Origin of the sequence: Peribacillus sp. NPDC096540, assembly GCF_050278525.1 — a bacterium.
Classification (GTDB): domain Bacteria; phylum Bacillota; class Bacilli; order Bacillales; family DSM-1321; genus Peribacillus.
The window spans coordinates 1-16803 of the sequence record NZ_JBNNTG010000024.1; the positions used below are offsets into that span (position 1 = coordinate 1).

At 37.1% G+C, this 16803-nt stretch carries 18 protein-coding genes and 2 pseudogenes; 15 read left to right on the forward strand and 5 right to left on the reverse strand.

Annotated elements, in window-relative coordinates:
• Positions 1-462 precede the first annotated feature (462 nt).
• Complete coding sequence (locus ACQKMR_RS18870; protein ID WP_427698686.1) at positions 463-1023, forward strand: dihydrofolate reductase family protein; 561 nt, start codon at positions 463-465, stop codon at positions 1021-1023.
• Between the two features lie 179 nt (positions 1024-1202).
• Here ACQKMR_RS18870 and ACQKMR_RS18875 read toward each other — a convergent pair whose 3' ends face one another.
• Both ACQKMR_RS18875 and ACQKMR_RS18880 read right to left on the reverse strand, forming a co-directional pair.
• Positions 1203-1691, reverse strand: coding sequence for a DUF4825 domain-containing protein (locus tag ACQKMR_RS18875; RefSeq protein ID WP_336483014.1), 489 nt, complete (start codon positions 1689-1691; stop codon positions 1203-1205).
• Positions 1692-1784: 93 nt separating this feature from the next.
• Positions 1785-2329: pseudogene (locus tag ACQKMR_RS18880) on the reverse strand (IS1595 family transposase); the annotation flags it as partial.
• 246 nt (positions 2330-2575) lie between these two features.
• On the opposite strand from ACQKMR_RS18880, the pseudogene spoIID reads away from it, so the two are divergent.
• From spoIID to ACQKMR_RS18900, 4 genes and pseudogenes are all read left to right on the forward strand, one after another.
• Positions 2576-3610 (forward strand): annotated as a pseudogene (spoIID, locus tag ACQKMR_RS18885) (stage II sporulation protein D).
• A 307-nt stretch (positions 3611-3917) separates the two neighbouring features.
• A complete protein-coding gene (locus ACQKMR_RS18890) occupies positions 3918-4328 on the forward strand; it encodes an SRPBCC family protein (protein WP_427698687.1) in 411 nt (136 codons plus the stop codon).
• 20 nt (positions 4329-4348) lie between these two features.
• Positions 4349-4729, forward strand: a complete 381-nt coding sequence (locus ACQKMR_RS18895) for a VOC family protein (protein WP_427698688.1) — start codon at positions 4349-4351, stop codon at positions 4727-4729.
• A 468-nt stretch (positions 4730-5197) separates the two neighbouring features.
• Positions 5198-5743 carry a GNAT family N-acetyltransferase gene (locus ACQKMR_RS18900; protein WP_427698689.1) on the forward strand — a complete coding sequence of 182 codons (546 nt, stop codon included), beginning with the start codon at positions 5198-5200 and terminating at the stop codon, positions 5741-5743.
• 1104 nt (positions 5744-6847) lie between these two features.
• On the opposite strand, the gene ACQKMR_RS18905 is transcribed toward ACQKMR_RS18900, so the two are convergent.
• Genes ACQKMR_RS18905 through ACQKMR_RS18915 form a run of 3 tightly spaced genes read right to left on the reverse strand, consistent with a single transcriptional unit; the run spans position 6848 to position 9211 of the window.
• A complete protein-coding gene (locus ACQKMR_RS18905; protein ID WP_427698690.1) occupies positions 6848-7294 on the reverse strand; it encodes a PaaI family thioesterase in 447 nt (148 codons plus the stop codon).
• Between the two features lie 16 nt (positions 7295-7310).
• Positions 7311-8861 carry a solute symporter family protein gene (locus tag ACQKMR_RS18910; RefSeq protein WP_427698691.1) on the reverse strand — a complete coding sequence of 517 codons (1551 nt, stop codon included), beginning with the start codon at positions 8859-8861 and terminating at the stop codon, positions 7311-7313.
• Complete coding sequence (locus ACQKMR_RS18915) at positions 8858-9211, reverse strand: DUF485 domain-containing protein (protein ID WP_427698692.1); 354 nt, start codon at positions 9209-9211, stop codon at positions 8858-8860. Before ACQKMR_RS18915 ends, ACQKMR_RS18910 begins: the two co-directional genes overlap by 4 nt.
• 280 nt (positions 9212-9491) lie before the next feature.
• Here ACQKMR_RS18915 and paaK point away from each other — a divergent pair, with 280 nt between their 5' ends.
• From paaK to ACQKMR_RS18965, 10 genes are all read left to right on the forward strand, one after another.
• Complete coding sequence (gene paaK, locus ACQKMR_RS18920; RefSeq protein WP_427698693.1) at positions 9492-10823, forward strand: phenylacetate--CoA ligase PaaK; 1332 nt, start codon at positions 9492-9494, stop codon at positions 10821-10823.
• Between the two features lie 18 nt (positions 10824-10841).
• Positions 10842-11858, forward strand: a complete 1017-nt coding sequence (locus ACQKMR_RS18925; protein WP_427698694.1) for an NAD(P)/FAD-dependent oxidoreductase — start codon at positions 10842-10844, stop codon at positions 11856-11858.
• A 19-nt stretch (positions 11859-11877) separates the two neighbouring features.
• A complete protein-coding gene (locus ACQKMR_RS18930) occupies positions 11878-12117 on the forward strand; it encodes a ferredoxin (RefSeq protein WP_427698695.1) in 240 nt (79 codons plus the stop codon).
• Positions 12118-12251: 134 nt separating this feature from the next.
• The gene (gene paaA, locus ACQKMR_RS18935) at positions 12252-13208 is read left to right on the forward strand and encodes a 1,2-phenylacetyl-CoA epoxidase subunit PaaA (RefSeq protein WP_427698696.1); all 957 of its coding nucleotides are present in this window, start codon (positions 12252-12254) and stop codon (positions 13206-13208) included.
• A 15-nt stretch (positions 13209-13223) separates the two neighbouring features.
• The gene (gene paaB, locus ACQKMR_RS18940; RefSeq protein WP_201182242.1) at positions 13224-13583 is read left to right on the forward strand and encodes a 1,2-phenylacetyl-CoA epoxidase subunit PaaB; all 360 of its coding nucleotides are present in this window, start codon (positions 13224-13226) and stop codon (positions 13581-13583) included.
• The gene (paaC, locus tag ACQKMR_RS18945) at positions 13573-14376 is read left to right on the forward strand and encodes a 1,2-phenylacetyl-CoA epoxidase subunit PaaC (protein ID WP_427698697.1); all 804 of its coding nucleotides are present in this window, start codon (positions 13573-13575) and stop codon (positions 14374-14376) included. The genes paaB and paaC overlap by 11 nt, the downstream gene beginning before the upstream one ends.
• 26 nt (positions 14377-14402) lie before the next feature.
• Entirely contained in the window at positions 14403-14900 is a 498-nt protein-coding gene (gene paaD / locus ACQKMR_RS18950; protein ID WP_427698698.1) for a 1,2-phenylacetyl-CoA epoxidase subunit PaaD, read from the forward strand.
• A 19-nt stretch (positions 14901-14919) separates the two neighbouring features.
• Positions 14920-15225, forward strand: a complete 306-nt coding sequence (locus tag ACQKMR_RS18955) for an EthD family reductase (protein ID WP_053344772.1) — start codon at positions 14920-14922, stop codon at positions 15223-15225.
• The gene (locus ACQKMR_RS18960; protein ID WP_427698699.1) at positions 15222-15998 is read left to right on the forward strand and encodes an enoyl-CoA hydratase/isomerase family protein; all 777 of its coding nucleotides are present in this window, start codon (positions 15222-15224) and stop codon (positions 15996-15998) included. Before ACQKMR_RS18955 ends, ACQKMR_RS18960 begins: the two co-directional genes overlap by 4 nt.
• Positions 15999-16008: 10 nt before the next feature.
• On the forward strand, positions 16009-16782 hold the full coding sequence (locus ACQKMR_RS18965) for an enoyl-CoA hydratase-related protein (protein ID WP_427698700.1): 774 nt from the start codon (positions 16009-16011) through the stop codon (positions 16780-16782).
• Positions 16783-16803 lie beyond the last annotated feature (21 nt).

Sequence of the window (16803 nt, forward strand, 5' to 3'; positions counted from 1 at the left end):
AAAATAGTTAACTTTAATTTTGAATGTTGTCTTATTCGTAGGATTTCAAATATGTACGGAGTACCAGGTTTCTTGAACAAAAGGGCACTGTGACCTATCAGGATAGCATAACTGGCCTTCACCCCTTGGATAGGCATGACGAAGGAATGAGAGGGCAATTGACCCGTTGAGACATGGGAGGGATAGCCTCCAGGGGCGGCGTGGAGATGTACATTATATGGTAAAATATGGAGTGGTAGCTGACTCCTTTATTTAACTATGCCTTCACGAAGCCAAAATGATCTGATCTCATTTCAATTACCCGGAAATCCAATTACAAGGGTTATGAAATCCTGCGAATAAGTGAGCATTCGAGAGATATTCGTATCAAACTGAGGGAGTTGATAAAGAATAACAATTAGAGGAAATTAATAGAGTTTAATAGAAATAATTTAGAAAATTTCTTTTAAAGGGGACTAAATTATGTCTGAATTGATTTATCATGTGGCAACTACGGCCGACGGATATATTGCAGATCCAAATTACATTGCGGATGATTCGATTTTTCTTTATGAAGGTGACCACGGCCCAGACTTTTTATCTGATATTAGAGAATATGGAATTGCTTTAATGGGAGGAAAATCATACGAGCTCGGATTACAGGATGGAGTGAAACCAGGTGAGCCATGGCCACTTGCAAAGTTTGCAAATCCCGAACTAAAGCACTATGTTTTCTCGAGTAAATTGCATATTGAGTCGAATGAGGAAGTGGAGTTTGTAAAAGAAAACACAATTGAGTTTGTTAACACTTTAAAACATACAGTGAATCAAAAAATTTGGCTTTGTGGTGGTGGTCAACTGGCTGGTTCACTCCTTGACCACGAATTGATCGACACTCTTATACTAAAAGTCAATCCTGTCATGATTGGAGAAGGTATTTCACTTTTTGGTTCGAGTAAAAAGAAGATTCAATTAGAACTAATGGACCTAAAAAAATATAACAATGGGGTTATTTTGCCAAAATACAGGATTATATATAAGTAAACTATTATGGTAAGCGAAGAATAATTCAGTTTTTATTCATATTCTAGTTTTTTAAACGACTTTATTGTTACTGATTATGAGTAAAATGAGTACAGGTCCTTAAAAAATAGGCTCTGTTAAAGATAGTTGTTGATAATACCCTAAAAATAAGAGTGCTCTGGATTAGAGCACTCTTGCTTTTACTGGTGAAAAAACTGATTAACTGAGTCCTCAGACTTCAAGTGTTCCTGTATCAGTTTCTTTAAGTCTTGTTCATTTTCAAACCCATCCAATTTATTGTTGTACCAATCTTGTAATTTCTCTTTTGTTACAGAGAATTCTTGGTCTGGAAATTTGAATGTAATCCAATCTACATTTTTAATTAAAGCAAAAAGAAATGTAGAGTTTGATATAACAGTTTCCTTCATTTCTTTATCTACTTTTTTTACATCTATATCTTTGTATTCCAAAATAATTCCATATGGTTCTTTCTTGGTCTCAAGTGAAATTTGATTTAACTCTTTGTTATGTGCCAATTGTTTTACGATATTTCCAACCGCACTGTTGTCACCTACATATGAATTCTTATATTGAAACAAATCTGTTTTTGAATCAGCATTTAGACTACATCCACTCAATAATATCATTAGCGATAACAATGAAATAAAATAAATGGTAATCCTCTTCACTGTTTCCTCCTTTCATCTGATATTTTTATCTAATTTTATCATATTCAATAAAATTCATTCTAATAATTTCTTGTTTTGGGATTTTCAAAGCAATCAATTTACAGAGAATTTAGAGAGACGTAAGCTATCATAAAAGTATCCGTCATTTCAAATACAAATGATGACAGTAGAAATTCTTTAATATTGTGTTTAGTGTTTTCGTTGCTGCGGCTATCTACAAAGAGGAACCAGGCAAGATAATTGTCCAGATACTTTGTAGTCACGCCTTTAAAACGGTCTATCCATTGCTTCATACGAGAATGGAGACCGTTCACATTTTGAATGTGATATAGACCCTTTATAACGTGTTTTCCATCATTTGATTTAATTCGGTAGTGCTCTATCCCTTTCTCTTTTGCATAAGTCTTGTAGGCTCTCCAAGCATCTGTAACGAGTACATTATCAGATGTAAGTTTAGAACCAATCATACTCTCAACCTTTGTTTTTACAACACGCCCCATACACACAACCTTGGATACGGTTGCTTTGGTGCGGTCTCTAGAAACAAGAACACAAACCTGTTCGTGGCTAATTCCTCTATGTTTAGATTTACCGCCACGTTTACGAGGTTTACGGTCAATTATGCCACGTCGTCCTTTTACGATTGGAATTGTGAAGATATACACTTAAACTAACGGGTGCTTTACTTCAATAAGAGAGGTTGCTGAGGCAGCCTTTTTCTTATGGCACTAACGGGGCAGATTAGTTCATTAAGTATTGTTAAAATGGACTATATAAATTGTAAGTCTTATCTAATGATCGTATATGAAGTTTCCAATAGGTGGTAATATAAAGAATGAATTATTCATAACCTTAAAAAAGTGATTTATTTTTAAGGAGGAATGATGAATAAATTTCAACCATTAATGTGGATAGTTCTTACAATATTTTCTGTAATTTTAGTAGTACCTTCTCTTTTAGTAGTTTCATTTTCGAACAATCCAAAACAAGCATCTACAAAACAGAATATTATTGCATCAACTGACATTAAAGAAAGTAACAAAGATAAAAATTCGACTGAACCATCCATCGACGTGTCAGTTTATAGGACAAACACTAAAGAGATTGAAAATATTCCTTTAGAAGAATATGTGGTAGGTGTTGTTGCTTCAGAAATGCCAGTAACTTTTGAATTAGAGGCCTTAAAGGCTCAATCTTTAGCAGCTAGAACATTTTTAGTTAAACAAATGCTCTCTAATTCTAAAATTAATTTACCAGAAGGTACTGATATAACTGATAATATTCAATACCATCAAGTCTATAAAAATAAAAAAGAACTAGCTAATGAATGGGGAGAAGATTATAAATCAAATATCTCTAAAGTTCAGAAAGCAGTTGAAGCGACAAAAGGTCAAATTTTAACCTATGATGAGAAACCAATCGATGCTTCTTTCTTTTCAACCAGTAATGGATATACGGAGAGTTCTGAGGATTATTGGGGTAATAAAACGCCATATCTAAAAAGCGTTGAAAGTCCTTGGGACATACAATCTCCTAAATTCCAATACCAAACAACTATTCAAGTATCTAGATTTGAAGAGTTGCTGGGAATTAAATTGAATAATGATGTTAATATCGGGATGGTTATCTCAAAATCCAAAGGAAATCGTATAAAGTTATTTGAAATTAACGATAAGAAATATAGTGGGAAAACTATCAGAGATAAGCTAAAACTTAATTCTTCCGATTTCACATTTAAAAGAGAAGGTAGTAAGGTTATTATTACTACTAAGGGTAATGGTCACGGAGTAGGTTAATATGGCGCTAATGGATTGGCACAACAGGGTAAAAATTATAAGGATATTGTAAATTATTATTATCAAGATGTAACCATTTCTTCTGTTGACCCCTTTATAAACAAAATGTATGTAAAAAAGTAATAAATACACCTCTACTAACAGATTGCAATTCCACATAAAATTAAAATCGAAATGAGAAAAAATAACATTGGAGTATAGCCAAAGTAAAGGGACAATAAAGCAGTTACTTCAAGTTTTAGAAGATCTTGAAAAGCACCTAACAGGTGCATTACATCAAAAAGGGGGTTGCTTCGGCAGCTCTTTTCTTATGGAGCTAAAGGGGCAGTTTAGTTCAACAAGACTTTGGATAAAAAAGGAATTATTAGTAGGGATCAAGAACTTTAATATAAGAATTTTAAATTTTGTTTTTTAGATGAGAGGTGAAGAAATGGACACACGGAGAATTGTTGGTCAAACTAAAACGGTTGGATTTCAAGTAGGAATTAGAAGAACCTTTCCAATTTCACAGGAAAAAGCCTGGGAATTTGTCGCATCTGAAGATGGATTAAAATTATGGTTAGGTGAAAGCACCAAAATAAATCTTCAACCAGGTCAGAAATTCTGTACAAAAATGGGGGAAGGTGAATTTCGAATTGTTAAACCTCTACAACAACTTCGACTTGCTTGGAAAAAAGAAGGTTGGGATAAAACTTCTACCATTCAAGTTCGAATCATACCAAAAGAAAACACAAAAACGACCATTAGCTTTCATCAAGAAAACCTCTCTGATCAGAATGTGAGAGAAGAAATGCTGCAATACTGGGAAAGAATTCTTAAACAAATAGAAGAAGGGATTTAATTTAAAAGGAGGGATAAGTTATGAACCCATTTAGTCACATTGACCTTAGAGTAAATAATTTAGAGGAAAATTTACCATTCTATGAGGGTTTTCTTACCGCATTAGGCTTTATTCAAACATTCCATAGTGATAAGTGGAAGGTGTTTGCAGCCAATGGGAATCTTCCAAGTGTAGCCTATTTTGCCATCACTGAAGATCCTTTGCATAAACCAAACGGCAATCTAGTTGGATTTTGGGTAGAAAATCGTGATGAAGTTGACAAACTTGCTACACTAATTAAAGAAATTGGTGGAAAAATTACCTCTGGACCTCAACAATTTCCCATTAGCCCTACTTACTATGCAGTTTATTTTGAAGATCCTTGTGGAAATCAATATGAAATTGTTCACCGTTTGAACTAAACTATTGTTAAACTCCATAAGTTTCATATTCTTTGATATGTACTTGTAGTTGGGACATTAACTGAAGGTGATCTTAGGAGACTTTTTCACATCCCTCGAAATGGGTTTGTCAACGGAACAAGCAAAGGTTCCTCTTTTGTAAAAAGTTTGTGAAATAATGTACTTAAGCTAACGGGTGCGTTAGTTCATTAAGGAACACAAAAATGATCAAACTTTTTTATGAAAAAATAATCCAATTAAATAATATAAGGGCGTGTTTTTGATTAATCTTTTTTCAAAACATGCCCTTTCTATTATTCATTTATCAAGGTTTCTTGTATTAAATTTGATCAAAATTTGTTTCAAGGCTACAGAAATATGGCATGAAAATTTAGTAGGTTTTCACTTAAACTAACGAAGCATGATACTTCAAAAAGGATTATTGAAAGCTTTTATTGAATTTAAGAGCTGAGAGGGAGGGGGTTCGGAGTGCTTAATGTTGAGATTAGAAGGCCAAGAACTGAGAACATTAAAGAGTTAAATCATTTTTTTAGGGTAGTGATTACAGACACGTTTAATAAAGAAGGTATCGGAGAGAAGTTGGATGATATAGAAGATGAAATCGAAGCTAAGAAAAAATACTTAGAAAGTGATCTTGAAAGCAATGGGGAAAAACGATATTTTTTGATTGCTTTAGATGATGATAAAATTATTGGTTCAATCGAATACGGTCCATCAAGCGAGCTGATATGCAATTGTACAAAAAATGCTTTAAATAAGCTAATTGAGGTAGGTACAGTATTTGTTCATCCTGACTACCAGAGGAATGGGGTAGGTAATTTGCTATTGAAGACAATGTATTTTACTTTGAAGCATAGTGGCATAGAAGAATTTTGTTTAGATAGTGGATATATTCGTGCACAAAAAATCTGGAAAAAGAAATTTGGTGATCCTGATTATTTGTTAAAGGATTATTGGGATGAAGGGTATGATCATTTGGTTTGGAGAATCAAAGTCAATGATTTATTAAAATAGGATATTTTGCACTCGTTCGCTGTATGCTTTTATTCAATTAGACAGCATAAATGATCTTCCACAATCAAACGTCTTTGTTATAGAGAGCGTTCAAATTGCGTGTTTATAGCCTCAGAATTAAAGTGAAAAAGTTACCCTTAAATAACTAACAGGTGCGTTAGTTCAAGGTCAGAGCTGTCTTTAAGGCAGCTTTTTCATTATGCAACTATCGGGGCATAATGGTTTAAGATAAGCAATTTATACTTTTGTCTGATTATATATATAATCTAAGGCTTAAGACTGAAATTAATTAAGACTCTAAGTGTATAGAAATAATAATCAACAAATGTTAAAATTTTCTAGTGCAGTTTATAGTTGGGAATCTTAGGGGCAACAATTATGAAAAAAGTTTGTATGATATTTATATTTACTTTTAGTATAACTATACTTTTATTTGGGTGTAGCAATGAAAAAAAGTTATGAAAGAAGACTTTGGGCTTGAGAAAATCCAAAAGATAGAAGTGTCGTCAGTAGAAAATCCAGAATTGATTTTAAATGTTATCGATAATTAAGATGGTGTAAATGAATTTGTTAATACACTTAAAGTCGATAAATGGAGTATTGTGGATATTCCTTCAAATGCAACAAAAGAGAAAATTTATAAGATGTCCCAAGAGAATACAGTTAAACTTGGAGAGTCTAACACAGATGAAAAGGAACTTAAACAAATAGCTACAATTACTACCTATAAAGACAGTCTGGAGTTAGTATAGTTTCATGAGTTTTGGAAACGAATTTTTTCGCGAAAAATAAGTAAAGTGTTTATATGGGTCATATTTTCCCTTGTCAAATAACCGTCACGGAAAAAGAGTATATGAGGCTGGTGAAGTAAGTAAGCGGGAGCGGGGGGAGTGGTTAAAAGTTATAGAACCCGGAATTGTAGTAAATAACTAGTCGGAAGACTTATGGAATTTGTACAAGTGTAGCAATAGTTATTTTAAATATTATTTTTTTAATCCAGTTATCTAGTATTCTCCTATATATGTCTTGTTAAAGGCCTATCTATCAAGGGGAAAAAGCCAACCGGACAAGTCTACTGACTTGTCCGGTTATAATAATGCTTTATTAATCTTGTTGAACAAAATAATGATTCTTCCGGTATACCATCGCTTCCATGGTTGCGATTAGTTCCTTTTCATTTAGGACTTCGATTTTGTACCATGCAAGTTTGTGATTTTTCTTTACTTCTTTTGCATTTGCAGTTAAGGTCTCACCACGTTTGCCAGCTGATATAAAGTTAACATTGGTTGTGACACCGACTGCTGTTTTGCCATATGAATTGCTCGCAGCTGCGAATGCGTAATCTGCAAGTGAAAAGATAATTGCCCCGTGAACTGTTCCGTGTGAATTGAGCATTCGATCGTCAGGGATTAATTCAGCTTCCGCTGTGCCGGGACCGAGTTTTGTCAGTTTCATACCGAGAAAAGAAGCAAATGGTTCGTCTATTAGCACTTGCTTAATTTGATCGTAATGTAATTCGTGAATACTCTGATCATCTAATTGAATGGTCATGGAAATTCTCCTTTCTTTAATGGTCTTTTGCTGAACTTATCCCAAATCCGGTGTTAGATTTGAACAGTACTTCCGGAAATTTATTTTCCTCGTCTTTTGTTCTAGACAACACTGTCCCTAAATATGCACCGATAAAACCAAGTGGCACAGTGAAAATGGTTGGGTTGCTCATTGAGAAGAGAGGATCTCCAGTGAAAATACCCATTCCTGGTTCTGGATTCCACACATTCGGGCTGAGCATAACTAATAAAAGTGAGCTGAGTAATCCGAATAACATCCCAGTGATTGCGCCAGTTGCATTAAATCGTTTCCAGTAAATTGTACAAAGGATAATCGGCAAGTTGGCACTTGCAGCGATTCCTAATGCAAGTACAGAAAGAAAAGCAACGTTCAACGATTGTGCAAACAAAGCAAGCACGATTGAAATAACAGCAACACTAACTGATGCAACACGGGCTACAAGAATTTGCTGCTTTTCAGTTATTTTCCCGTCTTTAATAATTTCTCCATAAATGTCATGTGCGAAAGCGGACGCAGACGTTAAAACAAGACCGGAGACAACCGCTAAAATAGTGGCAAATGCGACAGCTGAAACGAAAGCGAACAAAAATTCACCGCCCACGGTTAATGCGAGGAGTGGCGCCGCCATGTTTCCAGCGGAGTTTGCTTCAACAATGCGGTCAAATCCGACGAAAGAAGCAGCTCCGAATCCTAGAAAAATAGTCATGATGAAAAATATGCCTATAAACCATGTAGAGTATACTACCGATTTTCTTGCAGTAGCCGCGTCCTTTACTGTAAAGAAGCGGACGAGCAAATGTGGAAGGCCAGCTGCGCCTAAGACAAGCGACATATTAAACGAAATCATGTCAAGTCCATCAGTGTATTTATTGCCTGGATTTAAAAAATTATTACCAAGAGGTGTTGCTGTTTGAACATGGTGGAACATTTCAGAGATGTTAAAATTGAAGCGGGAAAAAACAATAAAGGTCAGCACGGCGGAACCGCACAGTAAAAGAACAGCTTTGGTGATTTGCACCCAGCTTGTCGCTCTCATCCCACCGAAAATTACGTAAATTGTCATTAATACACCGACGAGAAGAACGGACAGCCCGTAATCGATGCCGAGCAACAGTTTAATTAATCCGCCAGCACCAACTAGTTGTGCAATCATGTAAAAGATTGAAATGACAAGTGTGTTCGCGGCAGCTATCCCACGTACTTTTTTTGATTTGAAACGCGCTGAAATCATGTCTGCAAGCGTATATTTTCCTAAGTTACGCAGTGGTTCTGAAACAAGATATAATAAGACAAGAAATGCAACAAGGTTCCCGATGCTCATATAAAAGCCATCAAAACCTATTAGTGCGATTGCTCCTGTAATTCCTAGGAAAGAGGCAGCTGACATAAAGTCACCGGCCACGGCTAATCCATTTTGCCAGGCGGTCAATCCCCCACCTGCTGTATAAAAATCGCTTGCGTTTTTCGTCTTTTTAGAAGAATAATATGTTATTGTAAGCGTTAACAAAATGATTCCTAAAAAAAGCGTAAGAGATAAAGTACTCATTCGCCAAGCTCCTCCCGATATTTAGTCAAAATATTTTTGGCCATCTTGTCGTACTTCGCTGATTTCTTAATATAGACAATTCCTCCGATCCATACGACAGCAAATTGGAGAAGTGCGTACACCCATGCCCATGTAATATTGAAAAAAGCTTCACCCTTTAATACATCTGTATAAGCAGCTAAAACAGGCAGGACAAAATAAAATGCAAGAAAGAATAGAGTGACTGGTACAATGAATGCTTTTTTCTTTTGAAGTAAATCTTTGAAATCTTCTGTTTCAATTAATTTACGATACTGAACCTCTCTGTCATGGCCTTTGATTAAATGATCTGTTTTTACTGGTGATTCCATAATGATCCCTCCTTGAAATTGTAATACGATTTCAAAACGTTTGTATCGAAAAATGATATATATCATAGTAAAAGTATCATAGTCAGAAAGTTATGTAAATTTAAATTTAAATATTTGTTAATTTTTCTATTTTTGTTAATTTCAAAGAAAACATTATTGACAACGTAGAAATGGCGTATTAATCTTAAAAATGAAACATAACAATAATTAATATTCCGTTTTAATATCGTTATGAAAAAGGGGCCGGATGAAAAACGAGCAAATAAGGGGGACTGAAACAATGTACAATCCAGAAGTTGAAACAGCTATGCGTGCTGAAATGGAAAGATTACAAGTGACACGCCTTAAAAAAACGGTAAGCCATGTATATGAGAATGTACCTTATTACAGAGAGAAATTTGAAGAACTGGGTATTAATCCACAGGATATTCAACAGTTAAGTGATATAACAAAGCTTCCATTTACAAAAAAACAGGTTCTACGCGATCAATATCCGTTTGGTTTATTCGCGGTTCCGATGGAAGATGTAACACGTATTCATGGATCATCCGGAACAAGCGGGAAGCCGACAATTGTCGGATATACGAAAAATGATTTGGAGAACTGGGCAACTATCGTCGCGCGAGGTATTGTCGCTGCAGGAGGGCGAAAATCCGATATATTTCATAATGCATACGGGTATGGACTGTTTACAGGCGGACTTGGTCTTCACTATGGTGCAGAGCAGTTAGGCGTTGCAACGGTTCCTATTTCAGGAGGAAACACAGATCGTCAAATTACCATTATTAATGATTTTAAACCGCGAGGCATTTGTGGTACTCCCTCTTATATTTTGAATATTGCTGAAAAGATGGAAGAGATGGGGATTGACCCAGCTGATAATGGTCTTGAGTATGGGATTTTCGGAGCTGAGCCATGGTCAGAGGAAATGAGAGCTACTCTGGAAAAGAAACTGAACTTGAAAGCGGTCGATATTTACGGTCTAAGTGAAATCATGGGGCCGGGTGTTGCTATTGAATGTCATGAAGCGCAGGATGGACTTCATATCGCAGAAGATCATTTCCTTGTAGAAGTAATCAATCCGGACACGCTTGAACCTGTAGAGGATGGAGAAGATGGAGAACTTGTTTTTACTAGCTTAACAAAGGAAGCGCTACCAATTATTCGATATCGTACAGGTGATATTGCTTCCATTACTCATGAAAAGTGTAGATGCGGACGTACGACAACAAGAATGTCCCGCGTTAAAGGCAGGACGGACGATATGATCATAGTAAGAGGGGTGAATGTATTCCCATCTGAAATTGAGCGTGTGCTGTTCCAAATGGAGGGGATTGTTCCTCATTATCAGATTCATCTTGTTAAGAAAGGTAATATGGATAGTGTTGAACTGCATATTGAAATTGAAAGCGGTTTCTATAGAGGTATAGATGGAGACTTAACACATGAAAATGTACAAAAATTAAAGAAGGCGATTCAGCATCATATGAAATCTACATGTCTTGTCACGATGGATATTGTGGTCAACATCCCAAAAAGCATTCCGCGTTCAGAGGGAAAAGCCATTCGTGTTGTTGATAAGCGGAAAGATGCTGTGATTAACGTAACTTGATGGAAAGGAAGATATTGGATGAATCAGCGAAGTAATGTAGTCGATGTCACGATTATTGGCGGAGGACCTGTGGGGCTTTTTACAGCATTTTATGGTGGCATGAGACAAATGTCTGTCAAAATCATAGAAAGTTTGCCACAGCTAGGAGGTCAGTTATCTGCGTTATATCCAGAAAAGTATATTTATGATGTTGCAGGATTTCCAAAAGTACGGGCACAGGAACTAGTTAATAATTTAAAAGAACAAATGAAAGCGTTTAAACAAGAGGTCTGCTTAGAGCAGGCGGTCGAAACAATCGAAAAGCAGGAAGATGGTATTTTTAAGCTGACAACAAATAAAGAAGTTCATTTTTCAAGAACAATCATAATTACTGCGGGAAATGGTGCATTTCAGCCGAGGAAACTAAAAATTAAAACAGAAGAAAAATTTGAGGGGAAAAACCTCCATTATTTCGTGGATAACCTAAATTCGTTTACGGAAAAGGATGTTGTGGTGTTTGGTGGCGGTGATTCAGCGGTTGATTGGGCCTTAATGCTAGAGCCTATCGCTAATAACGTAACTATTGCCCACCGACGTGATAAATTCCGAGCACATGAGCATAGCGTCGAAAATTTAACAAACTCTACCGTTCATGTTATGACTCCTTATGTCCCGGTTGAATTGCGTGGTTCTGAAGAGATTGAATATGTGGTACTTGAGAATGTGAATAATGGTCAAGAATCTATACAAAAGGTAGATGCAGTTGTGGTTAACTATGGTTTTATCTCATCCCTGGGACCGATTAAAGACTGGGGGCTTGAAATTGAAAAAAATGCAATTGTCGTTAACTCAAGAATGGAAACGAATATTCCTGGAATTTATGCTGCGGGTGATATTTGTACATACGATGGCAAAGTAAAGCTAATAGCAAGTGGTTTTGGTGAAGCTCCTACTGCAATCAGTAATGCAAAAGTATACGTTGATCCGTCCTCAAAAGTGCAGCCGCTTCATAGTACAAGTTTAATGGAAGAGAAGAAAGAACCTATAATTAAATAAGAATAAGGAGGAAGGCATCATGGCTAAATATACAATTGTGGATCAAGATACATGCATTGCATGCGGTGCATGTGGTGCAGCGGCACCAGAAATTTTTGATTACAATGATGAAGGAATCGCATTTGTTCTTCTGGATGAAAATGAAGGAACTGCAGAAGTTGCGGAAGATTTATATGATGATCTGGATGATGCAATGGAAGGCTGCCCGACAGATTCTATCAAAGTAGATTCGTCTCCATGTAAGGTTTTGGCTGAATAATAGGAAAATGGTTCAATCTCACCATTTTCCTATTATTTAGAAAAAGTGACGCATTAGTCTTGCTTTTAATATAACGATAAAATATAATAACGTTATATTAACGTTATATATATTATTGGATAAGAGGTGTTTAGATGAACGTTCTTTTAAATGATATGGCAGAACAAGAAAAGTTAGATCAATTTATTGCCAGAATCAAAGCAGGAGAAAAGATAGAAGCGGATGATTGGATGCCGGAAGATTACAGAGGCACACTCATTAAATTAATTTCAATGCATGGAATCAGTGAAATCATGGGGGCACTTCCAGAAAAAGAATGGGTACCTAAAGCCCCTACCTTGAATAGAAAACTTGGAATCATGGCAAAAGTGCAGGATGAAATGGGACATGGACAATTATTGCTTCGCGTTGCCGAGGATTTGTTAAAGCCGTATAACAAAAAAAGGGATGACTTGATGCAAGATTTGTTCAAAGGAGATTTAAAGTTTCATAATGTCTTCCATATGGAATCTAAATCTTGGGGAGATGCAGGGTTGATCGGCTGGCTGGTGGATGGAGCAGCTATTATTTCCCAAACGAACATGCTTGGTGCTTCATACGGTCCTTATGCTCGTGCTTTACAAAGGATTTGCGCGGAAGAAGTTTTTCATGCCCAGCATGGTGAAGCGATAATCATGGCTTTGGCAGAAGGAACGGAAGAACAAAGAAAAATGGTTCAAGACTCTATCGATTATTGGTGGGAATCACTTTTGCTCTTCTTTGGACCTCCTAGTAAGAATGAAGTTGGCTCTTCCAAACAAGATGTAACGATTAAGTACAGAATCAGAACAAGCACGAATGAAGAACTTCGCCAAGCCTTTTTTTCTAAATATGTGAAGCGAATCCTTTCACTTGGCTATACCATTCCTGATGAAACACTTCGATTTGATAAAGATACTGAAACGTGGATTTACCAACAACCCGATTGGGGAAAATTGAAGATAATAGCAAGGAATGAAGGTCCCCGTTCACAGCAGCGCTTAAATCTTAGAAGGATTTCTTATGAAAATAATAAATGGGTACGCGAAGCGTTAGCTCCAAAGGTCATCTAAGGGGGGAAGAGCAATATGGAAACTAGACAAAAAACTTACTTTGAAGAATTTGAAGTATTTAGCCGTAAAACTCAGACTTCACCAGTCCAATATCATTTTAGCCTGCTAGCCCCTAATGAGGATATCGCCATCATGATGGCACAAGAAAATTTCATGAGACGTGAAGCGGTTGATGATATCTGGGTTGTGAAAAGACAGAATATACGGAAAATGACGGTTGAAGAAAAGAAAACACTTCAACGTATAGATAATAAAGATTACAGGACAACTAAAGGTTATGGGTATCTAAAGAAAAAATGGCGGAAGTACGAGCAGGAAATGCTCGATGAAAAAGAGATAATGTCTTGGGCAGGAGGCGTGAAAAATGGAGAATAATTCATCATTGGATAACACCGCAATTAAGGAATTGTTGTTTCAATTGGCGGACGATGACTTTATCCATTCATATCGTGGATCAGAGTGGCTAGGACTCGCTCCACATATCGAAGAAGATGTAGCATCTTCCTCGATAGCCCAAGATACGATGGGTCATGCAGCCATATTCTATAAATTATTGGAAGAACTCGGTGAAGGGGATGCAGATCAGCTAGCCCACGATCGTCCCGCGAAAGAACGGCGTAATGCGATAATTTTAGAAGTGGTCAATGGTCCTGGAAACTATATGGAGGACCCGGATTATGATTGGGCTTTTGCAGTAGTACGAAATTATTTATATACCCAAGCTAAAGCGATTAAGATTCAATCCCTTCAGTCAAGTTCATATGAGCCGCTGGCTGAAGTAGCCCAAAAGGTACAGATGGAACTTTACTATCATTTGATGCACTGGAAAACATGGTTCATTCAATTGCTGGGTTCAGGTCACGAAGAAGCAGTTTCGCGAATGAAAGCAGCTATTGAGAAAACATTACAGGATTTTCAAGGAGTATTTTCACTTGGTCATTTTCGAGATGAAATGGTGAAGCAGGGTTTGATAGAAAGTGAAGCGGTTTTATTGAATAAGTGGATTCAGAAAGTTACCCCGGTTTTTGAAAGTGTAGGGTTGGCGCACTCTATTGAGGTCGGAATGGTCAAAGGCGATGGACGCAGTGGACACCATACAGAAGATTTGGAGAAAGCGTTAGAAACGTTAAGCGAAGTATACGCAAGCGATAAAGCAGCATCTTGGTGAAATATTAGAAAAAGGGGAGGGGTACCATGTCGACCGTACTGTTAAACACAGAAGAAATTTATAAACTACTGGAAGACGTTAAAGATCCCGAAATCGATACAGTCAGTATTCTGGATTTAGGGATGGTTGAGAATGTGACGGTTTCGGGACCGGACGTTTCAGTAAAAATGCTGCCAACTTTTCTAGGATGTCCAGCACTGTCCATCATCCAGAAAAATGTGGAGACAGCCATAAAACAGCTGACTGCCGTTAGAAATGTAAGTGTGGAATTTCTACGTTCCCCTTCCTGGACATCTGACCGGATTACGGAAAAGGGGAAAGCGGGATTAAAGGCTTTCGGGATCTCCCCTCCTCCTCGACAAATGAAAAAAGATGGATCATGGCATGTAGATTGCCCGTATTGTGAATCTACCTATGTCACGATGGAAAACATATTCGGCCCAACAGCTTGCCGTAGCATTTTATATTGCAAAGCATGTAAAAATCCGTTCGAAGCGATGAAACCTATGATAAAAACTATCTAAAAAAATGGAGGTTCATAAAATGGTAAAGTTAATTGCCCTATACAAACAGCCTGAAAATAAGGAAGCGTTTGATGAGCATTATTTCAATGTACACGGTCCAATCACGGAAAAAATCCCTGGTCTTCAAAAAATGGAAGTCACTAAAATAGTCGGAACCCCAATGGGCAAAGACTCTGAATATCACATTCTATGTGAAATGTATTATGAAGACCATGAAGCACTTCAACAAGGAATGCGTTCTCCTGAAGGAAAAGCATCAGGAAAAGACTTAATGGGCTTTGCTGGGAAACTTGTAACGATGATGATTGGTGAAGAAGTAAAATGAATGCGCTTCAATTTATTGAAACTTCAATTGAGGACGGAATTGGCTATATCTTTTTAAATCGCCCGAAGCAATTGAATGCATTGAATCGACAAATGGTCAGCGAAATAGTTTCTTCAATGGAAGCATTTGACCGTGATTCCGAAGTGAAGGTGATTTTGCTAACGGGCAATGGGAAAGCTTTCTCTGCTGGAGCTGATATTGACGAGATGGTGAATGACAATCCAATCAGTATGGAGTTAACAAACCAGTTTGCTGATTGGGACCGAATAGGTCTAGTTAAAAAGCCCGTAATTGGTGCGGTAAAAAGTTTTGTATTCGGCGGCGGTTTTGAACTTGCTTTATCCTGCGACTTTTTGATCGCCGCAAGTGACACACAGTTTTCCTTTCCTGAAGTTACTCTTGGAGTCATGCCGGGTGCAGGCGGAACGCAAAGACTGACGAAATTGGTAGGCAAGACGAAGGCACTTGAATGGATATTGACTGCCGAAAGGATTAATGCAAAGACAGCTTTACAATATGGCTTTATTAATAAAATTGTTGCACCAGAATTGTTAATGGAGGAAACGGTTGATTTTGCTAGAAAAATCGCCGAACAGCCACCGTTAGCTGTCAGGATGATTAAAGAATCCGTCAATAAAGCCGTTGATTATTCCCTATATGAGGGAATGCAATATGAACGGAAGAACTTCTATATCCTTTTTGCTTCAGAAGACCAAAAAGAAGGAATGAAGGCATTTGTTGAAAAAAGAAAGCCTAATTTTAAAGGCGGATAAGGAGTGCTCTATGTACGAAACAATCACTTATAAGGTTGAAAACGGAGTGGCCTGGCTTACTTTAAACCGTCCTGATAAACTTAATGCTTTTACATCTCAAATGAATAGGGAAATACAAAAAGCGATCAAAGCATCGGCGAGCTCTGAAGAAGTTCGTACCATTATCATTACTGGGGAAGGCAGGGCCTTTTGTTCAGGCCAAGATTTATCTGAAGTGGATGAAGGTGTGAATTTAGGGCAAATGCTCCGTGAAGATTACGGTCCGATGATGCAGCAAATAGCAAGCTGTGAAAAACCAATTATTGCAGCAGTAAATGGAGTGGCTGCAGGGGCAGGCTTCAGTCTGGCGCTGGCATGTGATTTCCGTCTAGTTTCTGAGAAAGCCAGTTTTTTAAATGCTTTTGTCAATATCGGTTTGATTCCAGATTCAGGAAATCTATATTACCTTTCGCGAATTGTTGGTCATGCAAAAGCATTGGAATTATCCGTATTTGGAGAAAAGGTGCCTGCTGCTGAGGCGAAAAACATGGGTCTAGCTACAAAAGTAATCAATGTGGAAGAATGGAACGAGCAAGTGAAAGCCTTTGCAGAAAACATCGCAAGCAAACCTACGAAAGCAATTGGATTAATCAAAAGATACTTAGAGGCATCTTATCACCTTTCGTTGGAAGAATATTTAAAAGAAGAAGCAGAAGGTCAGAGAATTGCTGGCTTAACGATAGATTATTCTGAGGGTGTAACAGCCTTTACAGAGAAAAGAAAAGCTCAATTTATTGGGAAATAATATGAAAAAGGGAGTGGGATT

Bases quoted from the DNA above. Each gene is read 5' to 3' on its own strand.
- paaD (WP_427698698.1), top strand. From the start codon at position 14,403: ATGTCGACCGTACTGTTAAACACAGAAGAAATTTATAAACTACTGGAA.
- ACQKMR_RS18965 (WP_427698700.1), top strand. From the start codon at position 16,009: ATGTACGAAACAATCACTTATAAGGTTGAAAACGGAGTGGCCTGGCTT.
- paaB (WP_201182242.1), top strand. From the start codon at position 13,224: ATGGAAACTAGACAAAAAACTTACTTTGAAGAATTTGAAGTATTTAGC.
- ACQKMR_RS18870 (WP_427698686.1), top strand. From the start codon at position 463: ATGTCTGAATTGATTTATCATGTGGCAACTACGGCCGACGGATATATT.
- ACQKMR_RS18955 (WP_053344772.1), top strand. From the start codon at position 14,920: ATGGTAAAGTTAATTGCCCTATACAAACAGCCTGAAAATAAGGAAGCG.
- ACQKMR_RS18925 (WP_427698694.1), top strand. From the start codon at position 10,842: ATGAATCAGCGAAGTAATGTAGTCGATGTCACGATTATTGGCGGAGGA.
- paaC (WP_427698697.1), top strand. From the start codon at position 13,573: ATGGAGAATAATTCATCATTGGATAACACCGCAATTAAGGAATTGTTG.
- ACQKMR_RS18930 (WP_427698695.1), top strand. From the start codon at position 11,878: ATGGCTAAATATACAATTGTGGATCAAGATACATGCATTGCATGCGGT.
- ACQKMR_RS18910 (WP_427698691.1), bottom strand. From the start codon at position 8,861: ATGAGTACTTTATCTCTTACGCTTTTTTTAGGAATCATTTTGTTAACG.
- ACQKMR_RS18895 (WP_427698688.1), top strand. From the start codon at position 4,349: ATGAACCCATTTAGTCACATTGACCTTAGAGTAAATAATTTAGAGGAA.
- ACQKMR_RS18960 (WP_427698699.1), top strand. From the start codon at position 15,222: ATGAATGCGCTTCAATTTATTGAAACTTCAATTGAGGACGGAATTGGC.
- paaK (WP_427698693.1), top strand. From the start codon at position 9,492: ATGTACAATCCAGAAGTTGAAACAGCTATGCGTGCTGAAATGGAAAGA.
- ACQKMR_RS18890 (WP_427698687.1), top strand. From the start codon at position 3,918: ATGGACACACGGAGAATTGTTGGTCAAACTAAAACGGTTGGATTTCAA.
- ACQKMR_RS18905 (WP_427698690.1), bottom strand. From the start codon at position 7,294: ATGACCATTCAATTAGATGATCAGAGTATTCACGAATTACATTACGAT.
- ACQKMR_RS18915 (WP_427698692.1), bottom strand. From the start codon at position 9,211: ATGGAATCACCAGTAAAAACAGATCATTTAATCAAAGGCCATGACAGA.
- paaA (WP_427698696.1), top strand. From the start codon at position 12,252: ATGAACGTTCTTTTAAATGATATGGCAGAACAAGAAAAGTTAGATCAA.